At 70.6% G+C, this 15,509-nt stretch carries 15 protein-coding genes; 8 read left to right on the forward strand and 7 right to left on the reverse strand.

The features are described from left to right. Nucleotides 1-4: 4 nt before the first annotated feature. From ACGFIM_RS23550 to ACGFIM_RS23560, 3 genes are read right to left on the reverse strand one after another with little or no spacing between them, the layout of a single operon-like run. A complete protein-coding gene (locus ACGFIM_RS23550; RefSeq protein WP_393203572.1) occupies nucleotides 5-853 on the reverse strand; it encodes a carbohydrate ABC transporter permease in 849 nt (282 codons plus the stop codon). Then, complete coding sequence (locus ACGFIM_RS23555) at nucleotides 850-1,809, reverse strand: carbohydrate ABC transporter permease (protein WP_393203574.1); 960 nt, start codon at nucleotides 1,807-1,809, stop codon at nucleotides 850-852. The genes ACGFIM_RS23550 and ACGFIM_RS23555 overlap by 4 nt, the downstream gene beginning before the upstream one ends. Continuing rightward, entirely contained in the window at nucleotides 1,806-3,086 is a 1,281-nt protein-coding gene (locus tag ACGFIM_RS23560; protein ID WP_393203576.1) for an extracellular solute-binding protein, read from the reverse strand. The genes ACGFIM_RS23555 and ACGFIM_RS23560 overlap by 4 nt, the downstream gene beginning before the upstream one ends. Nucleotides 3,087-3,233: 147 nt before the next feature. Here ACGFIM_RS23560 and ACGFIM_RS23565 point away from each other — a divergent pair, with 147 nt between their 5' ends. The 6 genes from ACGFIM_RS23565 to ACGFIM_RS23590 all read left to right on the forward strand — a co-directional run bounded on the left by ACGFIM_RS23565 (nucleotide 3,234) and on the right by ACGFIM_RS23590 (nucleotide 8,824). Further along, entirely contained in the window at nucleotides 3,234-4,250 is a 1,017-nt protein-coding gene (locus ACGFIM_RS23565) for a LacI family DNA-binding transcriptional regulator (RefSeq protein ID WP_393203578.1), read from the forward strand. A 58-nt stretch (nucleotides 4,251-4,308) separates the two neighbouring features. Then, nucleotides 4,309-4,593: a hypothetical protein gene (locus tag ACGFIM_RS23570; RefSeq protein WP_393203580.1), complete on the forward strand. Its 285-nt coding sequence runs from the start codon at nucleotides 4,309-4,311 to the stop codon at nucleotides 4,591-4,593. A 543-nt stretch (nucleotides 4,594-5,136) separates the two neighbouring features. Next, the gene (locus ACGFIM_RS23575) at nucleotides 5,137-5,343 is read left to right on the forward strand and encodes a hypothetical protein (protein ID WP_393203582.1); all 207 of its coding nucleotides are present in this window, start codon (nucleotides 5,137-5,139) and stop codon (nucleotides 5,341-5,343) included. Between the two features lie 419 nt (nucleotides 5,344-5,762). Continuing rightward, the gene (locus ACGFIM_RS23580) at nucleotides 5,763-6,986 is read left to right on the forward strand and encodes an amidohydrolase family protein (protein WP_393203584.1); all 1,224 of its coding nucleotides are present in this window, start codon (nucleotides 5,763-5,765) and stop codon (nucleotides 6,984-6,986) included. A 92-nt stretch (nucleotides 6,987-7,078) separates the two neighbouring features. Further along, nucleotides 7,079-8,125, forward strand: a complete 1,047-nt coding sequence (locus ACGFIM_RS23585) for an alpha/beta hydrolase-fold protein (RefSeq protein ID WP_393203586.1) — start codon at nucleotides 7,079-7,081, stop codon at nucleotides 8,123-8,125. Between the two features lie 9 nt (nucleotides 8,126-8,134). Further along, the gene (locus ACGFIM_RS23590) at nucleotides 8,135-8,824 is read left to right on the forward strand and encodes a helix-turn-helix domain-containing protein (protein ID WP_393203588.1); all 690 of its coding nucleotides are present in this window, start codon (nucleotides 8,135-8,137) and stop codon (nucleotides 8,822-8,824) included. A 208-nt stretch (nucleotides 8,825-9,032) separates the two neighbouring features. Here the strand turns inward: ACGFIM_RS23590 and ACGFIM_RS23595 are convergent, their stop codons facing one another. After that, nucleotides 9,033-9,671 carry an alpha-ketoglutarate-dependent dioxygenase AlkB family protein gene (locus tag ACGFIM_RS23595; protein ID WP_393203590.1) on the reverse strand — a complete coding sequence of 213 codons (639 nt, stop codon included), beginning with the start codon at nucleotides 9,669-9,671 and terminating at the stop codon, nucleotides 9,033-9,035. Nucleotides 9,672-9,810: 139 nt separating this feature from the next. On the opposite strand from ACGFIM_RS23595, the gene ACGFIM_RS23600 reads away from it, so the two are divergent. Then, complete coding sequence (locus tag ACGFIM_RS23600; RefSeq protein ID WP_393203592.1) at nucleotides 9,811-10,629, forward strand: alpha/beta hydrolase; 819 nt, start codon at nucleotides 9,811-9,813, stop codon at nucleotides 10,627-10,629. Between the two features lie 199 nt (nucleotides 10,630-10,828). Here the strand turns inward: ACGFIM_RS23600 and ACGFIM_RS23605 are convergent, their stop codons facing one another. Next, on the reverse strand, nucleotides 10,829-11,347 hold the full coding sequence (locus tag ACGFIM_RS23605) for an SgcJ/EcaC family oxidoreductase (RefSeq protein WP_393203594.1): 519 nt from the start codon (nucleotides 11,345-11,347) through the stop codon (nucleotides 10,829-10,831). Further along, nucleotides 11,344-11,679: a hypothetical protein gene (locus tag ACGFIM_RS23610; RefSeq protein ID WP_393203596.1), complete on the reverse strand. Its 336-nt coding sequence runs from the start codon at nucleotides 11,677-11,679 to the stop codon at nucleotides 11,344-11,346. Before ACGFIM_RS23610 ends, ACGFIM_RS23605 begins: the two co-directional genes overlap by 4 nt. 2,039 nt (nucleotides 11,680-13,718) lie before the next feature. Here ACGFIM_RS23610 and ACGFIM_RS23615 point away from each other — a divergent pair. Beyond that, nucleotides 13,719-14,039 carry a hypothetical protein gene (locus ACGFIM_RS23615; protein WP_393203598.1) on the forward strand — a complete coding sequence of 107 codons (321 nt, stop codon included), beginning with the start codon at nucleotides 13,719-13,721 and terminating at the stop codon, nucleotides 14,037-14,039. A gap of 136 nt (nucleotides 14,040-14,175) precedes the next feature. On the opposite strand, the gene ACGFIM_RS23620 is transcribed toward ACGFIM_RS23615, so the two are convergent. Then, nucleotides 14,176-14,439 carry a hypothetical protein gene (locus ACGFIM_RS23620; protein ID WP_393203600.1) on the reverse strand — a complete coding sequence of 88 codons (264 nt, stop codon included), beginning with the start codon at nucleotides 14,437-14,439 and terminating at the stop codon, nucleotides 14,176-14,178. Between the last annotated feature and the right edge of the window lie 1,070 nt (nucleotides 14,440-15,509).

The following is a 15,509-nucleotide window of genomic DNA, read 5'->3' on the forward strand; positions in this document are numbered from 1 at the left end:
TCACTCACCCCTTCGTCGCGCCGGCGGTGAGCCCACCGACAAGGTGTCGTTCCGCGATGGCGTAGAAAGCGAGCGCGGGCACCATGGCCAGGATCAGGTAGGCCAGGATGCGCGCGGTGTCGGAGGCGTACTGTCCCTGGAACTGCTGGATGCCGAGCGGCAGCGTCCAGCTCGACTCGTCGCTGAAGACCACCAGCGGGAGCATGAAGTTGTTCCAGCTCCCCACGATGGCCAGCACGGAGACGGTGGCGATGGCGGGCCTGGCCATCGGCAGCAGGATGCGCCACAGGAATCCGAACGGCGAGCACCCGTCGATCGTGGCGGCCTCCTCGATCTCGCCGGGGATGCTGCGGAAGAAGCCGCGCAGGATGATGATCGTCAGCGGCAGCCCGAAGGCCGCCTGCGTGAGGATCACGCCCAGCGGGTTGTCCAGCAGCCCGAACGCGCGCAGCAGCACGAAGATCGGCAGGATCGCCACCGCGAACGGGAACATCAGCCCGGCGGTGAAGAGCGTGAAGAACAGCTCCCTGCCGCGGAAGGCGAACCGGGCGAAGACGAACGCGGCCAGCGCCGACAGCGCCACCGTCAGCACGGTCGTGCTGATCGCGATGAACGTGCTGTTCCACATCTGCCGCCAGAACGACGCGGAGCCGAGCACGTCGGTGTAGTTCTCGGTGACCCACGTCGAGGGCAGCCCGAACGGGTTCCCCGACAGCTCGCTGTTGGTCTTGAAGCCGCCGAGCAGCGCGTACACGACCGGGGCGACCATGAAAGCGCCCACGATCACCGCGATCACGTGCAGCGGCAGCGTGTTGCGCCGCCTCTTGAGCGGCTTTCCCGTCTTGCTGCTCATCGCCTGTCTCCCATCGAGGTGGTCGCGCCCTCAAGGTCGCGGCGCATCACGAAACGCTGGTAGAGGAGGGCGAAGACGAGGCTGAGCGCGAACATCACGACGCTGATCGCGCTGGCGTAGCCGACCTGGGAGCGCTTGAAGCCCCACTCCATCATGGTGACCGCCATCGTCTCCGACGAGTGCGAGGGCCCGCCGCCGGTCAGGATCCAGACCAGGTCGAAGAGCTGGATCGTGTAGATGACCGACAGGAAGACGCTGATCCGGATCGTCGGGCCGAGCAGCGGCAGCGTCACGTACCTGAACGTCTTCCAGCCCGTCGCCCCGTCGATCTGGGCGGCCTCGATCAGCTCGTTCGGGATGTTCTGCCGTCCCGCCAGATAGATCATCATGTGGAAGCCGAAGTACTTCCAGGTCATGACCAGGAACAGCGACGGCATCACGGTGTCGGGGTCGGCCAGCCACTCCGACTCCAGGCCCACCAGCCCGAGGATCTGGTTCGCCATGCCCGAGCCCGGCGAGAGGATCAGCGAGAACAGCACGCCGGTGATGACCTCGCTGAGCACGTACGGGGCGAAGAACACCACCCGGTACAGCGCTCTGCCGCGGATGCGCTGGTTCAGCAGCATGGCGATGGCCAGCGAGAACGGCAGCTGGATGCAGATCGAGAACAGCACCAGGACCAGCAGGTGCCACAGGTCCTGGGCGAAGATCTCGCTGCTGAACAGCCGGGTGAAGTTGTCCAGGCCGATGAAGTTGGTCGGCAGCCCGCCCAGGCCGTTCCACTTGAAGGCGCTGGAGTAGATGGCCACCAGCATGGGGGCCACGACCAGCAGCAGGAACAGCACCAGCGCGGGGAGCATGAACAGCGTGATGCTGATCCACCGGCCGCGTCGCTTCGTCGCAGGAGCGGGGGCCGGAAGCTTGACCGCCTCCGGCCCTCTCGTGAGCGTCGTCATCCTTCGCTCTTGGCCACTTCGGTGATATCGGCGCCGACCTGTTCCGGTGTCTTCGTCCCGGCGAACAGCTCGGCCACGCTGTCGTTCACCTGCGCGCCGACCGCGGGCGGGTAGGCCTGGTCCAGGTAGAGCTGGTAGCCGGTGGCGCTCGACAGCGCCTCCGCGACCGCCTTGAGGTTCGGGTCCTTGACCGCGCTCTCCTCACCCTTGAGCACCGGCAGCACGCCGCCGGACTCCACGGCCTCGGAGTGCTTGTCCATCTGGGTCATGAACTTGACGAACTCCACGGCCTCCTTCGGCGCGTCCGCGCCCACGGCCAGACCGTTGCCGCCGCCGAACGCGTCGTCGATCGAGCCCTTGCCGCCCTCGACCGCGGGGAACTTGAAGAAGCCGAGGTCGTCGCCGAGGCCCTTGCCCGCGTCGTTCTGCGTGGCGGGCGCCCACTGGCCCATCAGCTCCATGGCGGCCTTGCCGTTGCTGACCAGCGCGGCCTGGCCGTCGGGCGTCGAGTACGCCGCGTTGAGGAAGCCCTTCTGGAACGGCTCCAGGTCGGCCAGCGCCTTCACCTGCCGGCCCGCCTCGATGAACTCGGGCTTGGTGAAGTCGTGGTCGGTCTCGGCCTGCTTGAGCGCCTCCAGGCCGCCGATGCGCAGCGCGAGGTAGGCCCAGTAGTAGTGGCCCGGCCACTTCTCCTTGCCCGCCAGGGCGATCGGGGTGGTCCCGGACGCCTTGAGCTTCTTGACGTCCTCAAGGAACGCCGACCAGGTCGTGGGCGGCTCGTCGATGCCCGCCTCTTTGAAGAGCTTCTTGTTGTACCAGAAGCCCACCAGGCCGATGTCGGTCGGCAGACCGTACGTCTTGCCGTCCACCTGGTACGCGCTCAGCGACGCGGGCGTGAAGTTCGGCAGCACATCGGCGACGTCCTCCGAGATGTCCTTGACCAGGCCGGCGTCGATCTGCTGCTGGAGCACGCCGCCGCCCCAGGTGGCGAAGATGTCAGGTGCCTTGCCGGACTGCGTGATCGTGGTGAGCTTGGCCTTGTACGCCTCGTTCTCCAGGACGGTCGCCTTGATCGTGACGTTCGGGTGCGCGGCCATGAACTCCTTGGCGCGCTTGTCCCACAACGTCTTGAGCGGATCCGCCGTCGACAGGTGCCACCATTCCAGCGTCACCTTCTGGGGAGCGCCGTCTTCTTGAGGAGCGGACTCCCCACCACCACTGCCACTGCAACCGGCCACAAGCAAGGCGGTCGCAAGCACCACCAGACTGCGTTTCATGGGGTTCCTTCCTCAGCTGGCGTATTGAAACTTTCGTGAACCCCCCGATAGTTTCGTTGCCGTGATCGTAGGTAAACGGCAAGTTAAGCGTCAATACCTGCCGTGGGAGCGATCCCAAACCGAAACTTTCGGATACACTCCCGATTTGTGTCAGCAGCGAAGAGGCGGGTCACGATCGCACTGATCGCCCAAGAGGCCGGCGTGTCCATCCCCACGGTCTCTAAGGTCATCAACGGGCGTCCGGAGGTCGCTCCGGCGACCCGCCACCGCGTCGAGCGCCTGCTCCAAGAGCACGGCTACCAGCGGCGCATCAGCCAGGACGACACCCCGGCGGGCCTGGTCGACCTCGTCTTCGCCGAGATCGAGTCGCCATGGGCCATGGAGATCGTGCGCGGAGCCGAGAGCGCCGCACACGACGCCGGCGCCAGCGTCGTCATCTCCGTCCTGCACACCCACGCGGGCCCCGGCCGCGACTGGCTCGAACGCCTCGCCGCGCGGCGGACCGACGGCGTCGTCATCGTCGCCTCCCGCCTGTCCACCGGCATCCAGGCCCAGCTCAGCGCCCGCTCGCTGCCGTTCGCCGTGGTCGATCCCGAAGGCGAGCCCGCGCCCGGCGTCGTCTCCGTCGGCGCCACCAACTGGAACGGCGGCCTCGCCGCCACCCGCCACCTCATCGAGCTCGGCCACCGCCGCATCGGCATGATCAGCGGCCCGTCCGACATGCTGTGCAGCCAGGCCCGCATCGACGGCTACCGCGCCGCGCTCGAGACCGCCGGGCTGCCCGTCGTGCCCGAGCTCATCCGGCGCGGCACCTTCCTCGTCGAATCCGGCCACGACGAGGGCCACGCCCTGCTGTCCCTGCCCGAGCCGCCCACCGCCATCTTCGCCGCCAGCGATCTGATGGCCTTCGGCGTCTTCGAGGCGGCCCGCCAGCGCGGCCTGCGCGTCCCCGAAGACCTCAGCGTCGTCGGGTTCGACGACCTGCCCCTGGCCAAGTCCGCCTGGCCCCCGCTCACCACCGTCCGCCAGCCGCTGCAGGAGATGGCCGCGCTCGCCACCAAGACGGTGCTGGCCATGGGGCACGGCGAGGTGCCGGAGACCAAGCGGGTTGAGCTCGCCACGGAGCTGATCGTTCGCGAGAGCACGGCCCGCTACGAGGGCTGATCCGCGGGGCGGCGGCCGGCCGCGCCCGTTCACGGGCGCGAGCCGGCGGTGCTGAGCCGTGGCCTGCTGTGAGGCGTACGGCTGCGAGCCGTGGTCGCCTGACGCGGCGAGGCGTGGTTCACGCGAACCTGCTCAGAGGGCGTCCGCGCGGCCCGACCCCGAGACGCTGGCGCGCATCCGCAAGGAGCTGGGGGACGTCACGCTCTACCTGGTGCGGCTCGCCGACGTCCTGGGAGTCGACCTGATGGCGGCGGCGCACGCCAAACTGGAGGACAACGACCGCCGGTACGACGCCGAGCGCTACCGGGGTTCGGCGAAAAAGGCCCCGCCGAGCGAGCGGTGATTTCGTACTATTTCATCTAATAAGAGTGCTTTCCCAAAAGGGAAAGCAGGGAGAATAGCCTTGGAAGTCGGATTCTCATACCGATACCCGAGCGGGCGGCGGCACGACCTGAGTACCCTCGGTTCCGCCGAGTCGTGCTGGTGAGCATCAATGCGGAGGATTGATCGCTCATATCCAACGCCTCCGCGTTTCCCCTGCTCATCGATGTCGTACGCCGTCCCTCTCCGTTCGCCGGAGAAGTCGGCAAGCCCATTCTGGTGTTCACCGGCGACATGTCACCCGTCGATGAAGCCGTGGACGACGTCAGAAAAGTCGGCCGCCGGGCGCCGCACGCGCTGATCGACGCGTCCGCCGCTCCCGATGCGGTGGGAATTGTCGAGCGGCCGGCCTCCCGCGACGGTCTTTTTCCGCGTTGGGTCGGCGGCACGCTGCTTTCACCGCCCCGTTTTCTGCTGACCCGGTTCATTCTCTGGCCTGGCGGGAGGCCCAGCCGGAAACCGGCGAGAAAAAGCAATCGCCCTGCTGCACGCCACGCTGCCGCTCATGGGCATGCCCGACTACCGGTGGTTCCCTAAGGCTCCCCATGGACGGCGCGCGGCGGAGGACGGCCTCATCGAGTACGCGATGCGCATCGGCGGCCGGGCAGAACACGGGCAGCAGACCGATTACCGGGAGACGGCCGAGCGCCTGCTGGTCGCGGCGCTGCTGGAGGACCTGCGCCAGGCGTACCGGCGCCGCCTGTTCCCGTGATCGTGGCCCGGATGGGGGCGCCACACCTATCCCGTGGTGGGCATCAAGCGCGCCGACCCGGGTACGGCGGGGCGCCGGTTCATCGAGCTGGTCGCGGAGGTCAGGGGTCGACAGGGGCCGGCGAGGGCCGCTGCTGCTCGCCGCCTCGACGCCGGAGCCGTCGGCGCCCCATCACCCCGAGTTCGACGCCGGCCACGGCGACGCCCCGGCCGGGCTCTACCAGCGGTGGAGGCGGGCCATGCGCCTCTTCCGGCCGAGCCCGTACCTGGTGATCGGCACGCGCGCGGAGGACACCGGGCACGCGGAGTACGGCGCCGCCTATGCCGTCACGTCCGCGCTCGGCAAGTACCACAACCAGAACCCACGCGCCCTCGCGGTCTCCTTCTCGCCGCCTTCAGGGCCGTGGCACGCTGGGACGTATGAGGATCATTCGCGCGTCCAGGGTGCTCACCGGACGTCCCGGAGAGACGATCACAGACGGCGAGGTCCTCATCGACGGGTCGCGGATCGTGTCCGTGGGGCCGCGCGGCAGCGCCGGAGAGGCGGCCGCGGCGGCGGAGGTGATCGACCTGCCCGGCCACACGGTGCTGCCGGGCCTGATCGACGCGCACGTTCACCTGGGCTTCGACGACAAGGTCGATCCGGTGACGCGGCGCAGCCCCGAGAGCGACGCCCACCTGCTGCTGCGCATGGCCGAGAACGCCCGCAAGCTCGTCTCCGCCGGCGTCACCACCGCCCGTGACCTGGGCGCGCGCGACTTCCTCGACCTGGAGCTGCGCGACGCCATCGAGGAGGGCCTGGCCGTCGGCCCGCACATCGTGGCCGCCACCAGGCCGATCACCATCACCGGCGGCCACTGCTGGTACATGGGCGGGGAGGCCGACGACGAGGCCGCCATCCGCAGGGTGGCCAGGGAGAACCTGCGCGCCGGCGCCGACTGCCTCAAGGTGATGGCCTCGGGCGGCCAGATGACGCCGGGCGCGCCGCCGAGCTGGGTCCCGCAGTACGGCACCGAGCAGCTCCGCGCCGTGGTCGAGGAGGCCGCGTCGCGCGGCAAGGGCGTCGCCGCCCACGCCCATGCCCACGCCGCCATCCGCAGCAGCGTCGAGGCCGGCGTCACCACGATCGAGCACTGCACGTTCTTCACCCCGTCCGGCCACCGCTACGACCCGGAGCTGGTGGAGCTGGTCGCGGAGAGCGGCACGTACGTCTGCCCGACCGTGCACGGCGCGTTCCGCCGCGTCAAGAAGGTGCACGGGCAGGAGATGCTCGACGCCTGGCTGGCGGGTGTGGCGAGCATGCGGGAGGCCGGAGTGCGGCAGATCGCGGGCACGGACGCCGGGTTCGCGGTGGGCGACGTGGCCAACCGGACCGACGGCTACGTGGGCGGGCTTGAGGTGTTCGCGATGGCCGGTTACGGCAACGCCGAGATCATCGAGCTGGCCACCGTGCTGGCCGCCGACGCCTGCGGGGCGGGCGAGGTGGCGGGCAGCCTCGACCCCGGCAAGCGGGCCGATGTCATCGCGGTCGCGGGCGACCCGCTCGAACGCCTCTCCGACCTGCGCAACATCGCGCTGGTCCTGGTCGCGGGCCGGTCGGTGAGCCAGGCGGGCGTGGACACCGTGACCTCCTCGGTCGGCTGAGCGGCGCGGTTTTCGTCGGTGGCGTGAGGCATCATGCTGCCGTACGTCTCCGCCGCCCGGCCGAGTCCGCACGTCCCTCGAGGAGATCCCGCATGCTGCCCTGGTCCGCCGACCTCGCAGGACGCCTCGACCACCACGTCGTCGACAGCGCGCTGTTGCGCGGCAACCCTCTCGGCGACCCGCACGAGCGGCCGCTCGTCGTCTACGTGCCGCCCGGATACGACGACGCGCCCGACCGCCGCTATCCCACCATCTACGTGCTGCTCGGCTACACCGGCCATGTCGCCATGTGGTTCAACAGGGCGCCGTTCCGCCAGCCGTACCCCGAGCTGGCCGACGCCCTGTTCGCCGGGGGCGACGTGCCGCCCGCCATCGTCGTCTACGTCGACGCCTGGACCTCGCTCGGCGGCAGCCAATATCTCGACTCGCCGGCCACCGGCCGCTACCACTCGTACCTGCGCGACGAGATCGTCCCGTACGTCGACGCCCACTACCGCACGATCGCCGGCCGCGACCACCGCGCCATCACCGGCAAGTCCAGCGGCGGCTACGGCGCGATGGTGACCGCGATGCTCGCGCCCGACGTGTTCGGCGCGCTGGCCACCCACGCCGGCGACGCGCTGTTCGAGGTGAGCATGCGGCGCACGTTCCCGCAGCTCGCGCGGCGGCTGCGCGACATGTACGACGGCTCGTACGACGCCTTCCTCGCCGACTTCCGCAGCAGGCCGGCCGGCACCAAGGAGGGCGACCTGGAGCTGCTGGAGATGTACGCCTACGCGGCCGCCTACTCCGCCGACGACGACGGCACGGTGCGGCTGCCGTTCGACGACACGGGGGCGGTCGTGCCCGAGGTGTGGCAGCGGTGGCTCGCCCGCGATCCGGTGGTGATGGCCGGCGAGCCGCGACACGCCGAGGCGCTGCGTTCCATGCGGGCGATCTGGATCGACGCGGGCCGCCGCGACGAATACTTCCTCGACTTCGGCGCCGTGGCGTTCCGGCGCGCCGTGGAGGCGGCGGGCGTGCCGGACGACCGGGTCCACTTCGAGCTCTTCGACGCAGGCCATGGCGGCATCGAATACCGCTATCCGCTCGCCCTGGCCTGGCTCGCCCGCCGCCTGACCGCGGGCCCGGTCCAGTAGGCTGCCGCAATGGAACTGAAGGACCAGGTACGCGAGCTGCGCGAGCAGGGCATGTCGCCCAAGCAGATCGCCCGGGCGCTCAAGGTCTCGCCGTCCGTCGTGGCGCCGCTGGTGCGCGCCATCGCCGAGGAGACCGCCCAGGCCGCAGGCCCCGGTGAGGCCGAGGTGGTCGGCTGCTGGATCAACGTCGGCTGGAGCGAAGGACTCGGCGTCGATCCGGCGCGCGGCTGGGTCGACGAGGCCCCCGGCTCCGGCGGTGGCGGCAACCTCAGCGTGCTGATCGCGCGGCGGTACAACTGGGACCGGCTGACGGTCTGCGGCTACCTCGCCGACGTCTGGTGCCTGGGCGTCAAGGCCGTCATCGGGCCCGACGTGCTCGACGACCGCGACCTCGTGCGCTTCCGCGAGTACTTCTTCGGCGAGTACGCCGGGTGGCAGGAGGCCCCGATCGAGCTGGCCAGGCACCTCGTCTTCGGCTCGGTCGACTACGCCCGCACGCTCGGGTTCGAGCCGCACGACCTGTTCTCGCTCGGCGCCGACGTCCTCGGGAAGTGGGAGGAGGAGGCGGCGATCACGTTCGGGCGTGACGGCAAGCCCTTCTACGTCGAGGGGCCCGACGACGACCCCGGCAGGGTGCTGCGCACGCTCCGGCGCAGCTTCAAGGACGACGAGTTCGGGTACGTCCTCGCAGACGCGTGACCCCGCCCCCGCAGGCCCGGTGATCCGTGCTTGCGGGCCCGTCACCTTCGGTGGCCTCCGTGCCCGCGGCCGTACGGTGACCCGCGCCGGCGGGGTTCGCCGTCTGCGGCGGGTCGCGCCCGTGACGCGCTCCGGAGGGTTCGCCGTCTGCGGCGGGTCACGCCCGTGGACGCGTTCGCCGCAGGGCGGGCACGATCGCGTGATCTCCTCACTGCAGGCCGGTGACGCGCATCGTGATGTTGAGCCGGCCGGAGGCCAGGCCCGTGGCGGGGTCTCCGGTGCCCGGATAGACCTTCGGCACCCCGTGGAAGGCGAACCTTGACGGCCCGCCGAACACGAACAGGTCGCCCGATTCGAGCCGGATGTCGGTGTAGGGCCGGCCGCGCGTCTCGGTGTTGCCGAACCGGAACAGACAGGCGTCCCCGATGGACAGCGACACCACAGGGGCGTCGGAACGTTCGTCCTTGTCCTGGTGCATGCCCATCTTGGCCTGGCCGTCGTAGAAGTTGATGAGCGCGGTGTCGGGTTCGTACGGGATGTCCGTGCCGTACGCGTCAGCCAGCGCGCGCCGGCCCAGCTCGGCCAGCCACGCGGGAAACTCCGCCACCCGCCGGCCGTTCACGTCGTGGGCCAGGCGGGTGTACCGGTACGGCTGCCAGTGCCAGCCCACGCAGACCGTCTGCACCGACATGACGCCGCCGCCCGGCAGCACGGTGTGGCGCATCGGCACGGGACCCTTCGCCCATTCCCGGCAGGCCTGGACGAGGTGGCGCTGCTGATCGAGGCTGAGCCAGCCGGGCACGTGCACCGCACCCGGGGCGATCTCCCTGAACGGCAGCGGGATCACGGCATCTCCCGTTCTGGTGTCGTACGCCGCATCCCCCCATTCTCCCTGCGGACCTCGAGCCCGGCCTATTTGATCGCGAGTGCCGGACGGCGTACGCTCACCGCACTTCGGACCCAGAAGTGAGCATCCAGGAGCGGGCATGGCCACCTCACGCGAGTACACGTTCACCGGCACCCGAGTCACCAACCACGTCCGCGAATGGCCCAACGACCGGCCGCGCTACATCGCCATCCTCGTCCACGGATACGGGGAGCACATCGGCCGGTACGAGTACGTGGCCGACCGGCTCGTCCGGCATGGAGCCGCCGTCTACGGGCTCGACCACATGGGGCACGGCAAGTCCGGGGGCGACCGCGTTCTCATCGAGGACTACGAGGACGTGGTCACCGACGTGCACACCGTCGAGGAGCAGGCGAGGGCCGCGCACCCGGACGTACCGGTCGTGATGATCGGCCACTCGATGGGCGGCCTGATCGCGGCGCGCTACGCCCAGCGCTACGGCACCGGCCTGGCCGCGCTCGTCCTGTCGGGCCCGGTGCTCGGCGAGTGGGCGATCGTACCGGAACTCCTCGCCTACCCCGAGCCGCCCGACACCCCCATCGACCCGTCCACCCTGTCCCGCGACCCGGCGGTGGGGGAGGCGTACGCGGCCGACCCGCTGGTCTGGCACGGCCCGTTCAAGCGGGCCACGCTGGAGGCGCTCGCGACCACCCTGGACGTCATCAACAAGACCGGCAGCCTCGGCCCCCTGCCCACGCTCTGGGCACACGGCGAGGACGACCGGCTCGTCCCCATCTCCGGGACCCGCACCGGCATCGACGCCATCCGCGGGACGGACCTGACCGAGCGCATCTACCCCGGGGCACGCCACGAGATCTTCAACGAGACGAACAAGGACGAGGTCCTGGACGACGTCACCGCGTTCATCGACCGCGCCTTGACCGGCCGCGAGTCGTAACGCCCCCACCTGGCGGCCGCCGACGCTTCCGGTGGGATGACGGATCGGCCGGCCGGAAGCGACGCGCTCGCCCGCGCCCGAGCCGTGGCGCGGGCGAACCGGGCCGCCGTCCGTGCCGTCCGGACCGGAGCCGTGGCGCGGGCGAACCGGGCGGCCACCGTGCCATCCGAACTGCAACCGCGATGTGCCTCCGGACGCTTCAGGAGCCCTGATGGACCCGGGTGTTCTGGGCGGCCGCGATCTTCCAGACGCCCTCTTCCTTGGCGAGGATGGAGAACGGGCGTCCCTCGGGGACGTCGGCGGGGGTGCCGTCAGGGTTGAAGGGCACCTGGTGGACGTTGACGGCGGCCACGTCCGGGCGGATGAAGAGGATGCGCACGGGGGTGTAGGTGGCGACGCCGTGCTTGGTGGCGCCCGGCAGGACCAGGGCGGTGAAGTCGTGGATGGCCTGCCAGCCGGAAATCCGCTTGCCGTGCGCGGTCGTCCACACCGGGTCGGTCTTGCGGAACAGGCCCATGAAGTCTTCCACCTGCTCCCTCTGCTGGGATTCCTGTACGGCGGCCACGAGGCTGTCAATCCGGTGTGCCCCACAGCACTGCAGGCGGAGCGACGCCGCATCGGGGGCGGTCGTGCCGAAGGCCCTGCAGCCCTTGCCACCTCCGCCGGCCGGGGCGAGCCGATCACGGGTGCGCGCGCAGGGCCCGGGCCGGGCCGTCATCGCACCGGCAGCCAGAGGTGGCCCGAGCCGCGCGTACGAGTGAGCTCGATCTTCCAGCAGCCCGCCTTCGGAAACACGAAGCCCGTACCCCACTCCTGGCCGGGCCTGCGCCAATTGGACCCGCCATGCTCCTCGGGCCCCCAGATCAGCTTCGCCTGGGTGCCGTCGGGCAGGCTCGCCCGCACCTTGAGCGGTCCCTCGCCGGTCATCCGCCACACGATCTTCACCTCGTCCCCGCGCTTCAGCGGAGTCGTCCGTACGAACAGCAACCCCCACAGCTCGGCCCCCTCCGCCGTCCCCCGCACCTCCGGGAACCCCTCGCCGAGGAACACCGGCGTCCCCTTACACCCCACCCCGGCCCGCGCGGTCGCCCGCGTCTCCGCGTCAGCGGCGCTCCCCGTCGCCGCCGGGTCTTCCGTCTCGGCTGCCGTAGCCGGTGTCGCCGGCACCGTCGGTGGCGCAGCGGTCGGCGTCGCCTGCCCGCCGGTAGCCGTCGGAGCCTGCGCGTCAGCAGTCGCCTCCGCACCGGCACCCGCCTCGGCGCCGCCACCCGACGTCGCACCAGCGCCGGTCCCCGCACCGGCACTCGCCTCACCGCCGGAGGCCGACCCCGGACCCGCGCACCCGCCCACCCCCGTCACCATCGCCACCACCACAGCCGCGACACCCCACCACGCCTTCACCCGGACCTCCTTCACCTCATCCGTCCTCACCCCCACTACTCCAGATCCCGGCACAAGGTTCCACGCACCATCGCGGCTCCACAGATCTCCTGGGCGATTGCCGAAGCACCGGCAACGCGTGACGGTCCCCGCATGCCCGGAACCGCGTGGCACCAGGAGGAGCGTGCCCCTGGCCCAGGCCACCCGCCAGACCGGATCCTCCCGTCGCCGACGACCCACAGGAACCCACGCCTCACAGGAAGCCGACGACCCAGCGGAGGCCGACGCCCCAGTGGGAGCCGACGATCCGCGGGAAGCCGACGACGAGAGCGTTAGAGCGGGGCTGACCATGGAAGCCAAGCCCCAGTGGAGGCCGACGACTCACGGGAGGCCGACGACCCGCGGGAAGGGGTGACGACGTACCGGCCCCGATGAGTTCTCGTCTCCCCACGGGTCTCCACTTACGAGGAGGCGATATGAGCGAGCACGAGAAGGCTCTGAAAGCAGGGGTGGCGCTACTTGAGCGAGCCACCACGTACGCCCTCGGCAGCCTGTGCCTGGTCACCCCGGCCATCCTGGGCCGCCCGACTCCCTGCACCGGCTGGACGCTCCACGACCTGCTGCTCCACCTGAGCGACTCCCTCCAGACCCTCGCCGAAGCGGCCGCCCCTGCCTGCACAGCCGCGGGCAGTACAGCGCGCCCCGCCGAAACGGCCACCGTCTCGCCCGCGCCCCCGATGGACGACACCAAGGCGATCGGCCTGCAACCGCAAATGACCAAGAAGCCCAAGCCAACCGTGATCGCCGCCCCCCGCAACCCCACACAGCAGAACACGCCCCGCAGCGCCGCCGCACAGCAGAACGAGCCCCACAGCCTCACCGCACAGCAGGAGCGCCGCACCCCGACCCCATGGGATGGGCTCCGCAACCCGGCCGCGCAGGACAGGCCAGGTGGCCCGGCTTCGCCGGGTGGGTCCCGTGATGGGTCCGCCCGGCAGGGGTGGCGTGATCCGACCCCGCAGGGTGAGGTGCGGCATTGGGCCGCAGGGTCCGAGCTTCCCACTTCGGACCCGCAAGACGAGCTGCGTAGCCCGGCCGTGGAGGACGGATGCTGCGGTTCGGTTGTGGCGGGTGGGTCTCATGAAGGGTCCGCCCGGCAGGGGTGGCGTGATCCGACCGCAGGGGGTGAGGTGCGCCACTTGGCCGCACAGCCCGAACCGCCCAGTTCGGACCTGCAGGACGAGCTGCGTAATCCGGCTGTGCGGGACGGACTCCGCGGCTCGGTTGTGCCGGGCGAGTTCCGTGACGCATCCGCCCGGCAGGGGCGGTGCGATCCGACTGCGCAGGGTGAGTCGCACCGGCAGGGGCGGTGCGATCCGACTGCGCAGGGTGAGCCGCGTCGGCAGGGGCGGTGCGATCCGACTGCGCAGGGTGAGCCGCGTCGGCAGGGGCGGTGCGATCCGACCCCGCAGGGTGAGGTGCGCCACCCAGCCGCACAGCCGGACCCTCCCAGTCCGGTCCCGCAGGATGGGCTCCGCGACCCGGTTGCACCTGGCCCTGCCACCCCGGCCTCGCAGCGCGAGCTTCGCAATCTGCACCCGCAGCATGATGAGCTGCGCGGCCAGGCTCCGCAGGATGGGATGCGTGGCTCGGCCTCGCACCGTGGTGTGCGTAACCTTGCTCTTCTCCTCAGGGACAGCGTCACGGAGGTGCTCGGGCGGTGGGTCGCTCTCGCGGGGGACGATCTCGTCGCGGTCGGCGACCGGCATCTGACCCGTCCGATGGTGGCCGCGGTGGGGGCGATCGAGGTGGCCGTTCACGGGTGGGACGTCGCCGTGTCGTGCGGTGAACGCCGGCCGCTGCCGCCGCTCCTGGCCGAGGAACTGCTCGACCTGGCTCGCCTCTTCGTGACCGCCGAGGAGCGTTTCGTCCGCTTCGCGCCGCCGCTCGCCGTCCCGCCGCACGCCCCCGCCCACGACCACCTCCTGGCCTTCCTCGGCCGCGATCCCGCCTGGACCCCGTTCCGCTGACGGCCGGCAGACCACCGCCCCTCCCCGCCGGCGAACCCGCGCAACGGGGTATCTGAAGATCGGCAAGTGTCCGAGTGGCGGGACCCGGCTGCACATCGACTCCCGACACGTCGTACGATCACTTCGTACGGAAATGTCAACCGCACACCTTGACGCGGCTCTTGGTAGAACCCGGCGGCGTTCCGACCGATACGGTGAGAAGATCGGTCAGGGTCACTCGGCTGCGGCTGGAATGCCACGCGAGCCACGCCATGCCGGGGAGCCGGTAAGACGTCCGGTCGAGTCCGCGAGACGACCCTTCGTCCAGCGCGGACAGGCCGGCCAACGTGGTGGCGACGACCGTTCTTCGTGCGGCCGTCGCCACCACCATCGTTCGGCGCGGTCCCTCCTCGTTGTCCACCTCCGTGGGTGGTCTCTTTCGTCGGCCCGTGTTCGCCGCGCGCCGCTCCACAGCCTCAGGATTCGTCCGTGCCTCTGGCGGTCGGTCGTCCTGACCCGCCGGCGTTTCTGCATTTCTGCGTCTCTTCGCGAGACGCGCTCTCGTGGACTCCTTCCGCGAGCCCTGTGGTGACCAGCTCGCGGGGGCCCTGCGGTGACTAGTTTGCGGGGGTCCTGCGGTGATGACTGGCTCGCGGGGCCGCCCTGCGGTTCGCGGGGTCCTGCGGTGATGACCGGCTCGCGGTGGCGAGCCCGTGGGGCGCTGCCGGTGACTCCTCCGTAGGGATGCTCTTATGCGGGCGCTCGCCGTCAGCTATCTGTTCGGGCCTGGGGAGACCGGCCTGTGCCCATGCGTTCGTGTCCGTACGTAGTCGTCTGTGTCCGTACGTAGGTCGGCGTGCGCTTTGCGGGCCGACTGCCCCGCCACGCGCTCATCGCCCGCCTTCCGTTCCTTCACGACGGACTCGGGTGCGGTGAGGCGGGTGTGAAAGAACGCGGAAGGGCGTCGGGGCCGGTCGCAGGGTGGGTGGCCGCCGCCGGACATTGGGTCACAGGGCTGGTGGTCGTGTCGGGTGCTAGGCGGACGCGCGGTGTGCGGCCGTGCCGGACGTGGGGGTGGGTCGCTGGGTGTGCGGCTGTGCCGGACGTGGGGGTGGGTCGCTGGGTGTGCGGCTGTGCCGGACGTGGGGGTGGGTCGCTGGGTGTGCGGCTGTGCCGGACGTGGGGGTGGGTCGCTGGGTGTGCGGTCGTGCCGGACGTGGGGGTGGGTCGTGGCGCGAGTGGGCGTAGTGGACGCTGGGCGTGGCCTCGGGCCTGCGGCCGTACCGGGTGTCGGGCTCGGTCACGTGGCGTGCGGGCGCGCTGCACGTTGGCTCGGTCGCGCGGCGTGCAGCCGTGTTGGACGCTAGGGCGACGTGCGACGTGCGGCGTGCGGCGTGCGGCGTGCGGCCGTGTCGGGTGCTGGGCCGGTCATGGGGCGTGAGGTCGTCGAGGCGTGCTGGGGCTGGTCTACCCGTGGGGCGTTCGGCCGGG

Origin of the sequence: Nonomuraea sp. NPDC049309 (assembly GCF_043196965.1) — a bacterium.
In the GTDB taxonomy this organism is placed as follows: Bacteria; Actinomycetota; Actinomycetes; order Streptosporangiales; family Streptosporangiaceae; genus Nonomuraea; species Nonomuraea fastidiosa.

Excerpts from the sequence above, each read along its gene's own strand:
- ACGFIM_RS23600 (WP_393203592.1), top strand. The coding sequence starts at position 9,811 with ATGGCCACCTCACGCGAGTACACGTTCACCGGCACCCGAGTCACCAAC.
- ACGFIM_RS23605 (WP_393203594.1), bottom strand. The coding sequence starts at position 11,347 with ATGACGGCCCGGCCCGGGCCCTGCGCGCGCACCCGTGATCGGCTCGCC.
- ACGFIM_RS23560 (WP_393203576.1), bottom strand. The coding sequence starts at position 3,086 with ATGAAACGCAGTCTGGTGGTGCTTGCGACCGCCTTGCTTGTGGCCGGT.
- ACGFIM_RS23575 (WP_393203582.1), top strand. The coding sequence starts at position 5,137 with ATGGGCATGCCCGACTACCGGTGGTTCCCTAAGGCTCCCCATGGACGG.
- ACGFIM_RS23585 (WP_393203586.1), top strand. The coding sequence starts at position 7,079 with ATGCTGCCCTGGTCCGCCGACCTCGCAGGACGCCTCGACCACCACGTC.
- ACGFIM_RS23580 (WP_393203584.1), top strand. The coding sequence starts at position 5,763 with ATGAGGATCATTCGCGCGTCCAGGGTGCTCACCGGACGTCCCGGAGAG.
- ACGFIM_RS23555 (WP_393203574.1), bottom strand. The coding sequence starts at position 1,809 with ATGACGACGCTCACGAGAGGGCCGGAGGCGGTCAAGCTTCCGGCCCCC.
- ACGFIM_RS23550 (WP_393203572.1), bottom strand. The coding sequence starts at position 853 with ATGAGCAGCAAGACGGGAAAGCCGCTCAAGAGGCGGCGCAACACGCTG.
- ACGFIM_RS23590 (WP_393203588.1), top strand. The coding sequence starts at position 8,135 with ATGGAACTGAAGGACCAGGTACGCGAGCTGCGCGAGCAGGGCATGTCG.